The sequence below is a fragment of the Glutamicibacter sp. AOP12-B1-11 genome (genome assembly GCF_052379245.1).
Lineage (GTDB): Bacteria > Actinomycetota > Actinomycetes > Actinomycetales > Micrococcaceae > Glutamicibacter.
The window spans coordinates 57,004-73,283 of sequence record NZ_JBQSYL010000024.1 but is presented as its reverse complement, the minus strand read 5'-3'; the positions used below and the strand labels follow the sequence as shown (position 1 = coordinate 73,283).

The following is a 16,280-nucleotide window of genomic DNA, read 5'->3' as shown; positions in this document are numbered from 1 at the left end:
CCGGTGCCCCTGTATCCGGCGGCACGTCACTTTTCTTGGATCTATTTGTCCTATTCCAGAGACCCAACCGTCACTGAGACTTTGTTTTCGGCACCGTTCCGCGTGTAGGTGATGTCGGCTTTGCCGCCAGCTGGCACCTCTCGAATTGCGGCAGTCAAGGTCTGGGAATCCTGGATTGCGCGTCCGTTGACGCCGGTGATGATGTCTCCGGATTTCAAACCGGCTTCCTCGGCCGCCGAATTCGGTGAGATCTCCCGGATCGCTGCACCGACACTGAACTGCGAAGCGTTCGATCCAGTCGAAGCGCCCTGCGCTTGTACCGTTGCGCCCAGCAGACCGTGGGTGGCTTTACCATTGGCGATCAGTTCCTGAGCGATACGCTGAGCGTAATCCACAGGAATCGCGAACCCGACGCCAATCGAACCCGAATCTTCACCACCGGCTCCACCAGAAGCAATGGCGACGTTCACGCCAATAATTTCGCCCTTGTTATTTACCAGCGCACCACCGGAGTTTCCATGGTTAATCGCTGCGTCGGTCTGCATCACGTTGATGTAGATCGAGCCTTGCCCGGACTGGTCCTGCCCTTCGGGCATGCCTGGGAATTGGAAGTTGAACTGGCTTCCGCCGTCCTCGCCCTCATCCTGCGCGTTTTGTTCCGGCACTGCGGAGGATGCCACCGAAATAGTGCGGTTGAGCGTGGAGACAATTCCATCGGTCACGGTTCCGCTCAGGCCCAATGGCGCGCCAATTGCTACCGCGGTGTCACCAACGTTTAGCTCGGAGGATTTCCCCAAGGTCGCGGGCACGAGGTTCGGCACATCAACCTTAATGACCGCAAGATCTGAGAGCGGATCGGTGCCAACGAGCGTTGCCTGATGCACCTTGCCATCGCTCAAGCGAACGGTAAGCGTTGGGTCGCCGGTTTCTCCTCCCAAAGTGACCACGTGCGTGTTGGTCAATATATGACCTTCGGTATCCAGAATGATTCCAGAGCCCGAACCGCTAGACCCGCTACCGGAAGCTTCGATGGTGACCACGCTAGGCGATGCTTTCGCTGCCGCAGCGGTAACCTCTGTGACGGACTTTGGATTGTTGATCACCACACCGTTTTGTGGGGTCTGCACCGAGGAACCGCCCAAATCATTCCCGCCGGCCATGAAGTATGTGGTGCCGGCAGCGGTCACACCACCGATAAGTGCCGCAGCGACCATGCCCGCGATCAGCGTGCTGCCGGCGAACTTCTTTTTCGGTGCACGTTCTGGCGGAACTGGGTAGTTTGAATGTTGCTGTTCAGCATGGCCATATGCTCCGGCGGCATAGGACGGTCCGGACTGCGAAGCGTGCTCGGTGGATCCTTGACCGTAGACCCCGGTGGCCGGCTGTTGCTCGGTGGGGTAATGGGCACGTGAATAAACGTCGGTCTGCTGCTCTTCCGCGCTGGACGCGGGGCTTACCTGGTTATAGCTACGTGTCTCGCCGGCATCCGACGACGACTGCGGCTCCGGGAGATTCACGCGAGGTTCCTCCGCATGCTCCGGAGTCTGGGCGATATCCTTCGGCTGTTCGGGTTCGCCCATATTTTTATTTCGTGGTTCATCCGGTGTCTGGCTCATCTTCATGCCTCTTTCGAATATCGGATCTCTTGAGTCTTATTATTCAGGGTCGAACTGTGGCAGTTGCGAGGGATGACTTTGCGCAAGCTGTGAGTTAACTATTCTGGCAGCGGAATAGCATGGACGCTGTGTTGCCGTGCAAATAGAATCAAATTGAGCTGTGAAAGTAGTCGCAGGTAAACGTGGTCGGACGAGTGGTCAAATTATTAGTTCGATTCGGTAATTCAGGTGAGGACGACAATGATTTCCAAAGCGCGGCGAGTCACTGCTGCAGCATTAACGGTGGCGGCATTATCGCTGGGAGCGTCGGCACCAGCATTTGCAGAGCCCCCTGTCACCATTCCACCTGGCGACTTCGTTGTCGACAACGCGCAGGTGCTCGGTGGCGATGAAAGCAATCTCGAAAACGATATTAAAGAACTTCGGGACGAGACTGGAATCAGTCTCTTTGTTGTCTACGTCGATGAATTCACCAATCCCTCGGATCCTAGCCAATGGATGCAAGAAGTTGCGAGTACGAAAAATATGGGCAGCTCGGATGCGATTTTGGTCGTAGCCACAGATCAGCAGCAAGCGCGGTTTGCCGGCGATCAAAATGGGCCGCTGAATGCCTCGGCTCAAGAGATCTACTCAGAACATATCTCTCCGGCTCTCGGCCAACTAGATTGGGCAGGAGCCGCTGAAGGCGCTATTGAGGGCATCGCAAATGTATCCGAGGGGGGCAGCGCTAGCGGCTCGTCCGGCTCCGGTGGCGGCATCTTCTGGGTTCTGTTGCTTGTTGGCGGCGTGGCAGTGGGCGCCTACGTGATGCTATCGCGGCGCAGCAAGACGAAGACCAACCAGCTACCGCAGAACCACGGCAATCTCAACGGTCATCAGCCCCAGCAGCTTGAGTCGCTGGATAAGCTACGTTTGCAGGCTGACCAGTTGCTGGTCGCGGCAGACGATTCCATACGATCTTCTGAGCAAGAACTCGGTTTCGCTGAAGCTCAGTACGGCCCAGATGCCATCAAGGTCTTTTCTACGGACCTCATCGAGGCCAAGACCCATCTGGTTGAGTCCTTCCGACTGCAGCAACAGCTCGATGATCACATCCCCGACACCGAAGAAGAGCAACGTTCATGGCTCGGTGAAATTATCAATCGGTGCGGACAAGTCAATGACACGTTGCAAGAGCACGCCGCCGAATTCAAAAATCTTCGCCAGTTGGAACAGAACGCAGAGTCCCGAATCAATGAGGTTGCTGCGGAAAAGGAACCGCTAGCCCAGCGGCTTTCCCAACGGGTGTCCGAGCTTGAGGGACTGACTTCGAAATACGATGACAGCGCCGTCTCGCAGATTACCGATAACGCCGAGCAAGCTTCGGAACGACTAACGTTCGCAGCCTCAGTGCTGAAGCAAGCGCGCGAGAAGCTCGATACGGATCGCTCCGGCGCGGCACTTCTCATCCAGAATGCTGAAGAAGCTCATGACCAAGCCGAAGTACTGCTCGAAGCTATCACCAAATCGGCGGCCTCGCTGCGCCAAGCAGATGCCGATTTGGAGTCAGCTGTCGCCATGGCCGCCAGGGATCTGGCGCAGGCTAAGGCGCTAGTTGCCAACGGCACTCAGCCGAACCTTGCAGGTCCCATCGCCGGGGTAGAAAGCACCCTAGGCAACATCCAGCAGGCATTGCGCGGTGGCAAGCACAACCCATTGGCCTTGATCTCGGCCCTCGACGAATCGACTAAACCGCTAGCCACCGCCTTGGGCACGCTACGCGACCGAGCCGAGCAGGACCGGGTGGCGCGCGATCAGCTTCAGTCACTGTTGAATACGGCGGCATCGCGCATTCAGGGAACGGAAGACTACATTCGTGCCCGCCGTGGCGGCGTACGTTCTTCGGCCCGTACTCGTCTGGCCGAAGCGCAGCGCTCCTATGATCAGGCACTAAGCCAAGCGGCACAGCGCCCCACCGAAGCGGTGGCTGCCGCGCAGCGGGCAGTGCAGCTGGCAGACCAGGCAGCACGCATGGCTGAGCAGGATGTCAACGGCTTCGGCGGCGATGGTGGTTTGGGCGGCTTCGGCGGCGGAAACCGTGGTCGTGGCGGTATGTTTGACGGGATCGGCGGAGCCGTTCTCGGCGGCATCTTGATTGACTCGCTACTCGGCGGCGGTAACCGCGGCGGAGGCAATCACGGCGGTGACGACGGATTCTTCGGCGGCGGAGGCTTCGGCGGTTTTGGCGGCGGTGGCGGAGGCTTCGGCGGCGGGTTCGGCGGCGGCGGAGGTGGTGGAGGCTTCGGAGGCGGAGCCGGCGGTAGTTTCTAGAGATACGCGGTTTATCCCAAGTAGTACGCAAATTTCAGCAGCACTATTTCGTATAGAAAGGTCCAACCATGACCAAGCAATCACTTTTCGGACGCGTTGCCCAGCTGGCAAAAGCCAACATCAACGCCATCCTAGATTCAGCCGAAGATCCTGAGAAGATGATGGACCAGATGGTCCGCGACTACACCGACAACATTGCCGAAGCCGAGCAGGCTGTGGCGCAGACCATTGGCAACCTGCGAATGTTGGAAGATGACTACCGCGAGGACGAACAGGCGGTCACTGAGTGGGGCACCAAAGCACTCGCCGCTTCCAATAAGGCTGATGAATTCCGCGCAGCTGCTGACTCAGCCAACGCCGCCAAATTTGATAATTTGGCCAAGGTAGCGATCCAGCGTCAGATGCAGTCCGAAAGCGAGATGAAATCCGCCAACCCGACCATCAACTCGCAGCGTGAAATCGTTGAGAAGCTGAAGACCGGCTTGAACCAGATGAAGGAAAAGCGCATTGAACTTGTCAGCAAGCGCGACGAGTTGATCGCTCGTTCCAAAGCTGCCCATGCACAGAACCAGGTCAACGAAGCCGTCAAGTCCGTGAACCTCATGGATCCGACCAGCGAGATCAGCCGGTTCGAGGAAAAGATTCGCCGTGAAGAGGCAAAGGTGATCGGTGCTTCCGAACTCGCCTCGTCGAGTCTGGACGCTCAGTTTGAGTCCTTGGAGGATCTTGGTGAACAGACTGAGGTTGAGGCTCGCCTGGCGGCTCTGAAGGCCAACCAGACCGGAGCCTTGGAGAGCTAAGCTCATCGAAATGAATAGTGGCGCCGGGTCAGAATGATATTTCCGTTCCGGCGCCTTTCTTTTCGTTCAGTTCCATGAGTTAAAACAAAAGTGGAGATCCATTCGGATCTCCACTTTTTCTCTGTGGCGGGGATAGGATTTGAACCTATGACCTCCGGGTTATGAGCCCGGCGAGCTACCGAACTGCTCCACCCCGCGTCGGTAAATACAACATTACCAACTCGTAAACCGTATGGCGAATCGAGGGGCCATGTCGTACATCACAGTGGTGCTATGTCGGCCTAAGCGGCGAAAATCAACGGTTCTCAATGCATGGATCGGAGATCGATTATGGTGCCTAAAAATTGATCTGAACGCGGACTTCCTGGGGCGGATCACCTGCTAAATGGAATTCATTGAATGAGAGCTAATCCGAGTAGCCAAGCCCAACACTTTTCTTGACGTTAAATTCAGGCTTCAAGAAATAGCGCTAGACCGGCGCAGCCCAACGTCCTATGATTCCAGAACGCAGGACAGATCAATTGACCCTGCAGCCACTACCCCCAACTGAGATTGTTTTCCTCAGTTCATCGCATCGCGCCGGCAGGTGAGCCCTTAGCCGGCAAATAGCGTGTAGTTTTCTCCGAATCCTAAGCTAGTCGAATAAGACTTGAGGCTCGCCGGCGAAGCCGAGGGCCCCGGCCACCACATGCGCCCTCGGGCAAAAGCATGTCGGCATAGAACTATCCGTAGGAGCGAAGAATCTACCCACAGTCAGGCGAGTTCGGGGTTTCTGGACCTCACGCAGCTTGCTTTCGAAGTCCGGCTCATGCCCGTTTCGAAGTCGTGAACGCTGGTCGGCGCGTTATGGCCCCCTGGCTTGGAGGAATTACTCCCCGGTAACGATGCCGGATCACCAGCTCATGGCTTAAAGCAAAAGTGGAGATCCATTCGGATCTCCACTTTTTCTCTGTGGCGGGGATAGGATTTGAACCTATGACCTCCGGGTTATGAGCCCGGCGAGCTACCGAACTGCTCCACCCCGCGTCGGTAAATACAACATTACCAACTAGTAAACCTCATGCCTAATTGAGCTGACATGTCCTTAGTCACAAGGCGATTCTAAGCCCGGGAAGTTGCTCTAAAAGTTTCTGCTTCTTGCTCGAAGCTGCCGCTGATCGGCCGCACCGCATTCGGGCTTGCATGGGTACATTACGGAAAATGCTGCTTGCCCGCTGGTCGCTGCGGAGAGTCAATCCGTTGAATGCGAAGGCCTATAGCGTGGCGCAACTAGCTTCTAGCTTCGTACCTGCTTAGGGTTCAGCCTCAACCAATGAACCGGAACGATGGGGCCACGAACCGCCAAGGCCTGTGCCGCGGATTAGGGACCTACCAGAGGTGCTTCCTCATTCGTGCATATTGCGTCACCGCACCGCTGCGCGGCGGTGAGCTTGCCGCCGATCCCCGCTTAGCCCTTCCCTTGGTATCGCGTACCCAAATTCATCATTCGGGCGCGTACGGAGCGTTGAAAAGAGGATCCCTATTTAAGCTGCAGAAAAGCAAAATCCCCCAGTCCGAAGACTGGGGGATTTTGCTTGGTCATCGCCGAATCATTCTCGACTTGTCCCATAAGTGGCGGGGATAGGATTTGAACCTATGACCTCCGGGTTATGAGCCCGGCGAGCTACCGAACTGCTCCACCCCGCGATGACTAGACTATTCTTCATCATCGCGGAGTGGAATGCAAATCGGGGGTTCAGCTTACGAACATGACTATCCGTTATTAGCGTCGTTAGGCTCAGCGGACTCGCTCGGAGCTTCCGGGGCTTCGGAGCTAGTCTGTACTTCACCTTCCGGGGCAGCTTCGCCGTTGATGGCAGCGTCAGCTTCCAAGGCACGGCTCAGGGCCTCCTGAAGTTCCTTCTGTGCTTCGCCGTAGGTGGCGAAGTCGCCAGCCTTCAGAGCTTCGTCAGACTTCTGGATCGCGGCATTTGCCGCATCCAGAGCATCCGTTAGCTTCTGGGTTTCAGACTGCGTAGGCTGTTCGCTCTCCCCCGGCTGTTCTTCTGGTGTCGCACCATCACCGTTCTCACCGGTTACGGCGCCCGAATCGCCACCAAAGACCTCGTCGAGAGCTTCTGAGAGCGTATTCGCGAAGCCAACCTGGTCACCGAAGGCAACTAGCACCTTACGCAAGGTTGGGTAACTGGTCTGGCCCGAGGACTGAACATATACCGGCTGAACGTAGAGGATACCGCCGCCGACTGGCAGCGAGAGCAGGTTACCGCTCTTCACCTCGGAAGCACCCTGGCGCAACAGGTTCAACTCTGTGGTCACACGTGGGTTGGTATCAAAGTTCTGCTGTGCCTGGCCTGGGCCAGGTACTGCCGTATCGCGAGGGAGCTCCAACAAGCGAAGCTTGCCGTAGTCTTCTGTCTTCACGCCATCTTCACTGCCCGCGTCTGCATTCGCTGATAGGAAGCCGAACAGCACGTTACGCTGTTGCCCGTTGGCTGCTGCCTGTGGAATGAAGGTGGAAGTCAGCGAGAACGATGCCGCATCTTGAGTTGGCATCTTCAATGACAGGAAGTAAGGAGGCTGCTTCACTCCCTGAGTTGAAGAGGTCGGATCATCCGGCACCGCCCACGCGTCATTGGACTCGTAGAACGCGTCGGGGTCATCAACGTGGTAAGTCGTGAGGACTTCGCGCTGAACCTTGAACATATCTTCCGGGTAACGCACGTGCTCCATCAGATCACCGGAAATGTTATCCAGCGGCTGGACGGCAGTTGGGAAGACCTTTTGCCAAGCCTGCAAGATTGGGTCTTCGGTATCCCACGCGTACAGATCAACCTTGCCGTCGTAGGCGTCAACGGTAGCCTTGACCGAGTTACGCATATAGTTCACGCGACCCGACAATCGATCGAAATCTGAAGCGTTAGTCAGCGAGTCGGAAACAGCCGATTCAATCTGCTGCTGCTGTGCATAGGGGAAATCATTTGAGGTGGTGTAGCCGTCGACGATCCATTTGACTCGCCCATCGATAATTGCCGGGTAGGCACTGGAATCGAGCGTCAGGTACGGGGCTACCTTGCTCACGCGATCGCGCGGGTTACGGTCGTACAGAATCTGTGATTCATCGTTGACCGCGTTGGAGAGCAATAGGTCTGTAGAAGCGAACTTCAACGCAAACACCACACGGTTGAACAGGTTGCCTACGTTAGGGCCGCCCTCTCCCTGGAAGGTGTAGCGGGTGTCTTCGCCCTCGCCACCAGCGCTTGGACGGTCAAGCTCCTGATCGGTCCAGCCTTCCGGACCGCCAACTACCGAGTACTCAGGAGAGTTCTCACCGAAGTAAATGCGCGGCTCGTATTCTTCTTCGGTGATCAAATCACCGGTGGACGGAATGCCTCCGAGCATAAAGTCGGGGCGGCCACCGGCAGCTACGCGGTTACCGTAAGCAGCAACCAGCCCGTAACCGTGGGTGTAGGTAATGTGCTGGTTCACCCAGGTGTCATTGGGGTTGACGTTGACTTCACGTGCGGCGATAACCGTGTCTTCGACTTTTCCGTCAATTTCGTAGCGGTCAACATTCAAAGTTTCAGGGAAGGTGTAGTACCCACGGAACTGTTGCAGCTGCGCAAATGCGGCAGAAACCAAGTTAGGGTCCAACAAGCGAATATTCGCCGTTGTTTCCGTTTCCTTAGCCAACGCGTTCTTCTCGGTGCTGACCTTGGCGTCGTACGGAGTGACTTCGACATCGTCCAAGCCAAAGGCCTCACGCGTCATCTGGATATTTCGATCAATATATTCGCGTTCCAACGTACGCTGCGAAGGAACCACTTGGTACTGCTGTATCAGGAATGGGTAAACGCCGCCGGCGACAATCATCGTCACCACGAGCATTGCGGTACCAATCAGTGGCAAGCGCCAGCGACCGTTGAACGCCGCAATCACGAAGGTAACTGCGATCAGAATTGCGACAATTGCCAGAATCATCCGTGCAGGGATAACCGCGTGAACGTCTTTGTACAGTGCACCGGCTACGCGCCCGGACTGATTGTTAAGCGTCTCGTACTGAGAGATCCAGAAATTGACAGCCTGGAGTAGCAAGAACACTGCCACGACCACTGCGGTATGCACGCGGGCAGCCTTGCCCACCGTGATGCCGCCACGTTCTTCAACGCGAATGCCACCGTAGAGATAATGCGTTAGCAATCCTGCAACTCCGCCGAGCAGAACTACAGAAATCAAGAATCCGGTGATCAATCCGATGAATGGCAGGGTGAAGATAAAGAATCCCAGGTCCATATTGAACTGCGGATCGGTGGATCCGAATGGAACCCGGTTGAGGAACAACATAATGGTCTGCCATTGTCCGGCTACCGCGATGGCTGAGAACAAACCCACCACTGCAGGAATGCCGATCATGAGGAAACGGCGAACCGGTTCGAGCTGCGCTTGGTAGCGGGACATGGAGTCTGGACGACTCGTCTCCGGTGCGTAGACAGGGCGATGCTTGTACGCGCTGCGCATAGAGAACCACATCGGCACGGCCATCAAGACCAACGCGATGAAGAAGATGATGAGTTTGGCGATGCGCTCGGTCCAATAGACTTCCGAGAATCCCAGCTGATTGAACCAGAGGATATCTGCGTAGAAGTTCGAGAGGAAGACAAACACGGCCACCAAGATGACCACCGCAAATACCGTCAGCGTCAGTGGAGACGCCTTTTTATTTGCGGGCTTAGAAGGTTGTTGCGGCCCTTGGGGTCTCGGTGGACCCCCGAACGGACTATCCGATCCGTATGACACTATTCATTCCTTACCTAAATGTCCCGCACGCCTTTGCTAGCGCCAGAACTCGTATATCTATCACTGTACTTACTAAGCTTCAGACACCAAGTTGTATGAACGGTGTCGAGTGGATCTATGAGCAGGATTCCAACGTGGTGGGGTCGGCTCCTTGCTCAATTTTTGTCAGCGCCTGCCGTGCTTCATGCAGCGTGCCCACCTTGACGACATGCAGCCCGTTCGGCACTCGTCCTTGTACATCCGAGCAGTTCTCTGACGGCGCTAGGAAGACCGTCGCACCATCTGCCTTCGCGGCGACCATCTTCTGGGCAATCCCTCCGATAGGCCCGACTTTGCCCTCGGCGGTAATCTCTCCGGTCCCGGCGATGTGATTCTCTCCGGCCAGCGATCCTTCGGTCAACCGATCAATGATCGCCAAGGCGAACATCATGCCGGCGCTCGGGCCTCCGACCTCTTCCACGCCAAATTTCACGTCGATGGGAAAATCAAAGGCGGTGCTCAAGTAGACCCCAAGCTGGCGAGAGCCTTCTGCATTGGCTGACGTGGTGACGCTGACCTCAGTCTCCTTCGGCTCACCCTCACCGGAGGCCCTGCGAACCGTCATCGTGCTTGGCTGATCTCCACGCTCATTGAGGTCTGCCTTCAAGTCTTCCAAGTTGGATACTGGTTTCCCTTCGAACCCCAGCAACCTATCTCCTGGCTTTAATGAATCCCTATTGGTATCCGTGGAGAAATCCGCGACTTCCAACCAAGTGGAATATTCGTGCCCCAGCTCATTCATGGCTGCTGCAATCGACAATTCTTGTGAAGAAACCATCATCGAATCGTTGGCCGCGCCACGTTCTTCGCTAGTAACTCCACGCGGAATCATGGTCTCTTCCGGGACGATATCTTTGTTCGGATTAAATAGCGCTTCGAGAATCACCGGGGTTGACACCCGATTCTGCCCACCGCCTTGAACGTAAATGGTCGTCATGTCCAAAATGCTGTTGGACTGAAAGCTCTTGGCACCGTCGATGGTGATGAGCTCCTTGCCCTCGTACTCCCCCAGCGTGTTCAGCACTGGTCCAGGTGTGCGCACGACAAAGTTGGTGGGTAAGAAGAGGATCAGACCAACCAACAGCAGGGCTAGTGTCCCTGCGATCGTGGTTTTCACGGGCTTGGAACCAGGAACTTGCGTACCCAAATTCGGGCTCGCGCCCTTCGTGGATGATGGTTCCTGTTCGTGCACTGACCTTGCTCCCGCCGCTCAAAAATATTTCAGGGGCGCTTTCACAAACGCCACCCCCTCTAGCCTACTGAAAGCCCATGCAGAACTTCATCAGCTATAAGGAGTATTCGATGTGCCGAAAGCGAACTCAGGCTTGCATCGATGTGAACTCTCAGGCGTAGGGGGTACTTTTAATGACATGGCACAGAACCCTCCGAATAACCGACCCGACGGTGACGACGACGAAAACAATCCGCAGGATCCAATGTCAGCGATGTTCTCACAGCTCTTCGGTGGCAGTTTCGACCCAAACGATCTCCCGCCTCAGCTTCGCGAAGCGATGGGTTCACAGGATCCCGCCGCTATGCAGCAAATGATGCAGCAGGCACAAGCAATGATGTCGGCAATGATGCAGAACAATGCCTCTGAAGGGCCGGTGAATTGGAAGCTTGCTTCGGATACCGCGCTTCAGTCCTATGCCGGTGAAGACCCCGAAGTTTCTGACTCGCGCAAAAGCGCCATTGTCGACGCTTCCTATCTGGCCGATCTGTGGCTCAATAACGCCACGGCTTTTGAGTCCAAGGGCGAAGCTACCGAAGTCTGGACTCGCAAACGCTGGTACGACAAAACTTTGGGTGTTTGGAAGAAGGTCACCGAACCGGTGGCCGAATCCGTGACCCGTGCAATCACCAGCGCAATGAAGGACCAAATCCCAGAAGAGATGAAGGGCATGCTCGGCAACTCCGATGCGATGTTCCGAAATCTTGGTTCCAGCATGTTTGGAATGCAGCTGGGAACTGCCCTAGGCGGCTTAGCCAAGGATGTGCTTGGAGGCACCGATATCGGGTTGCCCCTGGCAGGAACGACACCCGGCCTGGTCGCCGCCAACGTCGCCAACTTTGGCGAGGGGTTGGAAATCCCTGAGCAGGAAGTGCTGCTCTACGTGATTCTGCGCGAGCACGCTCATGCGCGACTATTCAATCGGGTTCCATGGCTTTCTTCGAAACTCATCGGAGCGGTCGAGTCTTACTCACGTGGCATTCATATCGATATGTCACGTGTCGAAGAAGCAGTTCGCGGCATCGATCCGTCAAATCCGGAGAACCTGCAGGAACTGCTCGGCGAAGGGCTGTTTACGCCAGAGCGCACAGGCCAGCAGGAAAAGGCACTTGAAAATCTCGAACTGACGCTGGCACTGATCGAAGGTTGGGTCGACCACGTTGTGTCGCTCGCGGCCGCCAACTTGCCATTCGCGGCTCACCTTCGAGAAACCATGCGCCGTCGCCGTGCCTCTGGTGGTCCTGCTGAATCAGCATTTGCTTCGCTGGTCGGCTTGGAACTGCGTCCGCGCAAGCTTCGTGAGGCTGCCGCCCTCTGGGAACATCTCCATGAGGAACGTGGTACCGAAGGCCGAGATGCTATTTGGGACCACCCCGATTTGATGCCTACGGCCGAAGATCTCAGCGAGCCGGCGGGCTTTACCAAGCGCCGAGAGTCGGCTGCATCTGAATATGACGAGTTTGACGCCGCGCTAGGCAAGCTACTCGATGGCGGATTCGATAAGCCGGAACCTGAAGTCGAAAACCCTGAGGATTCTAATCCAGACGATCCGAAGAACTAACTAAGAGCTCTGATGTAAGTAAGGGGTCCAAGCAGCTCAAGCTGCTTGGACCCCCTACTTTTCGTTGGAGCGGACCTCAAAATCGCAGGTCACTCGTCGTCGAGATCGTCAAACCCGCCAGTTTCGGTATCGGTCTGTCCGTTTTCTTTGGCATGTGCGCGGAAACCTGCGCTGAATCCGGCGAGATACTGGTCCGCTTCGGCTCTTCTTTCGAACCGGTCCAGCAGATCCTGGAACCTTTTTCCGTGCCCTTGGCCCGGCGTTGCCAAATGGACTAGCTCATGGACCAAAACATAGTCTTGCACCCAATTCGGGGCATACTTCAGTTTGGCGGAAAGTCGGATGGTCCGCTGGATTGGGGTGGCAGAGCCCCACCGTTTATTTTGATTATTGACCCAACGCACCGATACCGGATTAGCCAGCCCATCAAGATACCTTAGGTCCAAATATGTGGCCCGTTCCATCAACGAGTCCTCGGTGACGGCCGCCGATTGTCGGCTCTTACGCTGGCGGTATTTCTTGAGCATTTCGTCCACGAATGCGCGCTCCGTGCTTTCATTCAGCGCCGCGGGCACCTGAACGACCAACCGGTCCTCGCGCCATTGCGAGGAGATGGTCTTCTTTCGTTTGCTCGAACGTACGATACGGACCGGGATGTCATCCGCGGCGATAAAATCAACGGTCTGAGGGTATGCCGGCATCGGGTGCCTCCACTTCTATCCTTCACAGGTTTGCGATGGTTTGTCGCTTATGAGCTCACCATAGGTCCACGTAGGTGAACCGATTTTTCATTCCCTGCGAGCTGTCGATAACTAGCCTTGGTATTCGGCCAAAACCGCCAGTACCGCTTCACCGTAGCGTTCAAGTTTGCTGCGCCCCACTCCTGAGATTTTGCCCAGCCCTTGGACCGAATTCGGTCGATGCTCCGAGATTGCCATGAGCGTCGCATCGGTGAAAATCACAAATGCGGGAATCGAATTGCTCTGGGCCACCGAGGCTCGCCAGCTACGCAGCTGCTCAAAGAGCGCTTCGTCGTACGCGGCGGGGCAAGAGGAACATCGTTTGAGTTTCCGTTCCTTCGCAGTGGTCAAAAATGATCCGCAACCGGCGCAAACAGATGGCGTGAGTTTCTGCTGCTTGCGGCGAACCGGTGCTTGCTGCCGGCTGCTGGCCTGCCGCACAGATTTAATCCCGTCCAGGAATCTCGACGGATATCGATGCGCCCGGCCACCCGGGGTCCGGGCTAAGGACCACGACAGGTAGAGCCGTATGCGCGCACGAGTAATTCCTACGTAGAGCAGCCTACGTTCTTCATCGTAGCCAGCCTGGTCCTTCGCATAGGTGATCGGTACGAGTCCCTCGCTGAGGCCTGCCAAGAAAACAACGTCCCATTCAAGGCCCTTCGCCGCGTGGAAGGACGCGAGCGTGACGCCGTCCAAGGTCGGCGCATGTTGAGTCGCGGCGCGTTCTTCAAGTTCGCGGACCACATCGCGCAAGGTCACTTCGTGCCCCTGGTCGCCTTTGCCGGCAACCAGGTCGTCGGCCAGTCGCACGAGGGCGGATAACGATTCCCACCGTTGGCGTACCGCACCGGTGCTGCCGGTGGGAGCTTCCGGAGCATACCCGTGCGAGGAGAGCACATCGCGCACCAGCTGAGGCACCGACAAGTCTCCTGCAACATTTAATGCGGCGCGGAGTGCAAGCATTCCCTCTTTGACTTCACGCCTCGAGAAAAACCGCTCGGCGCCACGCATGACGTAGGAAATTCCGTGCGCCGTGAGCGCTTGTTCAAAGGCTTGAGACTGACCGTTGGTGCGGTATAGCACCGAGATTTCAGAGACGTCTTGCCCGTCTTTGACTAGCGCCTTGATGCGTTGTGCAACCTCATCCGCTTCCTGTTCATCGTCGGCAGCCTCGAAAAATTCAGGACTGGGTCCATGCTCGCGCTGGGCAATGAGTTCCAAGGGTTCTGGCCAAATGACGGTCGGATCAGGCATCGAAGTTTCTATCCGGCGCATGGACAACACCTTATTCGCCAGATTCACCACCTCGGGTGTCGAACGGTAGTCACGCACGAGCTTGACGACGGTTGCTTCGGGGAATCGGGTGCCGAAGTTCAACAGGTAATCAGGTCGGGCACCGGTGAACGAATAGATCGTCTGGGAGGCATCGCCCACCACACACAGTTCGTCGCGCCCACCGAGCCACAGGTCGAGCAGCCGCTGTTGCAGCGGCGAAACATCCTGGTACTCATCCACCACGAAATGTCGATACTGGGACCTGACGTTGGCAGCGACTTTCTCGTCTTCTTCAAGAATTGCGCTGGTAAGCAGCAAAACATCTTCAAAGTCGATCACGCTACGGTCGTCTTTGAGTTCCTCATAGGTTTGGAAGATGCGTGCCATGCTCACCGGTTCCAAGCCGTTGGGCAGATCTCTGCTGGCAGCGACCTTGGCGTAGCTTTCGGGAGAATGCATCGATACCTTGGCCCATTCGATTTCGGAGGCAAGGTCGCGCACCATGGCGCGGTCGCTCGAAATTCGAAGTCGGCGCGCGGATTCAGCGATGAGCGGCGCCTTGTGCTCCACCAAGTTTGGCAACGTCCCACCGACCGACTGCGGCCAGAAGTACTGCAGCTGCCGAAGCGCAGCGGCGTGGAATGTCCGGGTCTGGACGCCCGGCGCCCCCAGCAAGCGAAGCCGTGTGCGCATCTCGGATGCGGCACGGGTCGTGAAGGTCAGGGCCAGCACGCTGGTCGGGTTGTAGACCCCGGTATGCACACCGTGCGCTATGCGGTGTGTGATGGCGCGGGTTTTGCCGGTCCCGGCACCGGCAAGGATGCATATTGGGCCGCTCAGGGTCTCGGCCGCGAGCCGCTGTTCGGCGTCAAGCCCTGCCAAAAGATCGGGGGCCGTTATATTTTCTTGCTCGGTCACTTGCTTGGGGCCTCCGGGAGGGCTTCTCCGTACCAGTTACGGATCAGTGCGTGTGCGATGGAAATACCGCGCGGAATTTGCAGGGTGCCGGCGCTCAATTCGGAGCCGAGTTGTTCGCGGGTGAACCAGCGAAGGTCGAGTATCTCGGCACCGTCAGGTACCAGCTGCGTGCTCAGTGCCTCGCCGGTGAAACCCAGCATGAGTGAGCGCGGCATTGGCCATGGCTGGGACCCACGGTAGGCAACATCGCCTACGTGTACCCCTGATTCCTCAAAGATCTCTCGACGCACCGCAGACTCAAGTGATTCTCCTGCTTCGACAAAACCAGCTAGGACCGAGTACATCTTGGATTTGAACATGCTGTTGGCACCGAGCAGCAAACGATCTTCGGAATCGACGATGGCGGCGATCACCGCCGGGTCGGTGCGCGGGAACAGCTCGTGGCCATTGTCCACGCAGCGTTGCACCCAACCGGAGGTAGAGGACCGAAGTTCGGAACCGCACCGGGGACAGAACACTTCGTTGCGTCTCCAGTTGGCTATTGCCTGGGCCTCAACAAACAACTCGGCCTGAGCCGCATCGAGAACATTAAATGCGTCTCGCAGCGTGGTCCATGATGACTCGGTCCGTTCATCAAGCACCGAGGAGTCGACAATAGCTAAAACAAATAAGTGCTGCATGTCACGGCCGAGGTAGACGAATTTTTCCTGCCCAGAGGCCTGATAGTCCGGGCCTGGGATCAAAAACAACGATTCGCCGTTTAGCGCAGCACCAAGCTCGGAAAGCAGCATCACTCGACTCTGCGGATCGGCCATGACCTGTGGTAGCAGGTCAGGCTGGTCATGCTCGGTCACCGGACGCTCATACACGGATCGTGCGAAGCTCAATGAGGTGAGTGGTAATCGATATTTTTCTGCCAACGCCATACTCCTAACCTAGTGCAATTCGCTGAGCACTGGCTTGGTTTGGCTTCACGGTGAAAACAATTGCGAA

The 16,280-nt window shown here is 56.6% G+C and carries 9 protein-coding genes and 3 tRNA genes; 3 read left to right on the top strand and 9 right to left on the bottom strand.

The genetic code is table 11. The features are described 5' to 3' along the window. Nucleotides 1-50 precede the first annotated feature (50 nt). Entirely contained in the window at nt 51-1,616 is a 1,566-nt protein-coding gene (locus ACT3UQ_RS14520) for a trypsin-like peptidase domain-containing protein (RefSeq protein WP_444637378.1), read from the bottom strand. Between the two features lie 240 nt (nt 1,617-1,856). Here ACT3UQ_RS14520 and ACT3UQ_RS14515 point away from each other — a divergent pair, with 240 nt between their 5' ends. Beyond that, nucleotides 1,857-3,926 carry a TPM domain-containing protein gene (locus tag ACT3UQ_RS14515; RefSeq protein ID WP_444629368.1) on the top strand — a complete coding sequence of 690 codons (2,070 nt, stop codon included), beginning with the start codon at nt 1,857-1,859 and terminating at the stop codon, nt 3,924-3,926. A 68-nt stretch (nt 3,927-3,994) separates the two neighbouring features. Next, entirely contained in the window at nt 3,995-4,726 is a 732-nt protein-coding gene (locus tag ACT3UQ_RS14510) for a PspA/IM30 family protein (protein WP_096284621.1), read from the top strand. A 124-nt stretch (nt 4,727-4,850) separates the two neighbouring features. On the opposite strand, the gene ACT3UQ_RS14505 is transcribed toward ACT3UQ_RS14510, so the two are convergent. The 5 genes from ACT3UQ_RS14505 to ACT3UQ_RS14485 all read right to left on the bottom strand — a co-directional run bounded on the left by ACT3UQ_RS14505 (nt 4,851) and on the right by ACT3UQ_RS14485 (nt 10,676). Next, a tRNA-Met gene (locus tag ACT3UQ_RS14505) sits at nt 4,851-4,924 on the bottom strand. A gap of 754 nt (nt 4,925-5,678) precedes the next feature. Beyond that, a tRNA-Met gene (locus ACT3UQ_RS14500) sits at nt 5,679-5,752 on the bottom strand. A 586-nt stretch (nt 5,753-6,338) separates the two neighbouring features. Next, nucleotides 6,339-6,412: transfer RNA gene (locus tag ACT3UQ_RS14495), tRNA-Met, on the bottom strand. A 66-nt stretch (nt 6,413-6,478) separates the two neighbouring features. Continuing rightward, entirely contained in the window at nt 6,479-9,520 is a 3,042-nt protein-coding gene (locus tag ACT3UQ_RS14490; protein WP_105568851.1) for a UPF0182 family membrane protein, read from the bottom strand. Nucleotides 9,521-9,635: 115 nt separating this feature from the next. Further along, nucleotides 9,636-10,676 (bottom strand): YlbL family protein, encoded by a 1,041-nt coding sequence (locus ACT3UQ_RS14485; protein WP_096284617.1) that lies wholly within the window; start codon nt 10,674-10,676, stop codon nt 9,636-9,638. A 253-nt stretch (nt 10,677-10,929) separates the two neighbouring features. On the opposite strand from ACT3UQ_RS14485, the gene ACT3UQ_RS14480 reads away from it, so the two are divergent. After that, on the top strand, nt 10,930-12,351 hold the full coding sequence (locus ACT3UQ_RS14480; RefSeq protein ID WP_096284615.1) for a zinc-dependent metalloprotease: 1,422 nt from the start codon (nt 10,930-10,932) through the stop codon (nt 12,349-12,351). Nucleotides 12,352-12,440: 89 nt separating this feature from the next. Here the strand turns inward: ACT3UQ_RS14480 and ACT3UQ_RS14475 are convergent, their stop codons facing one another. From ACT3UQ_RS14475 to nudC, 3 genes are all read right to left on the bottom strand, one after another. After that, nucleotides 12,441-13,052, bottom strand: coding sequence for a M48 metallopeptidase family protein (locus ACT3UQ_RS14475; RefSeq protein WP_096284612.1), 612 nt, complete (start codon nt 13,050-13,052; stop codon nt 12,441-12,443). Nucleotides 13,053-13,163: 111 nt separating this feature from the next. Beyond that, entirely contained in the window at nt 13,164-15,287 is a 2,124-nt protein-coding gene (locus ACT3UQ_RS14470; protein WP_096284610.1) for an ATP-dependent DNA helicase UvrD2, read from the bottom strand. Further along, a complete protein-coding gene (gene nudC, locus ACT3UQ_RS14465) occupies nt 15,284-16,213 on the bottom strand; it encodes an NAD(+) diphosphatase (RefSeq protein ID WP_444637377.1) in 930 nt (309 codons plus the stop codon). Before nudC ends, ACT3UQ_RS14470 begins: the two co-directional genes overlap by 4 nt. Nucleotides 16,214-16,280 lie beyond the last annotated feature (67 nt).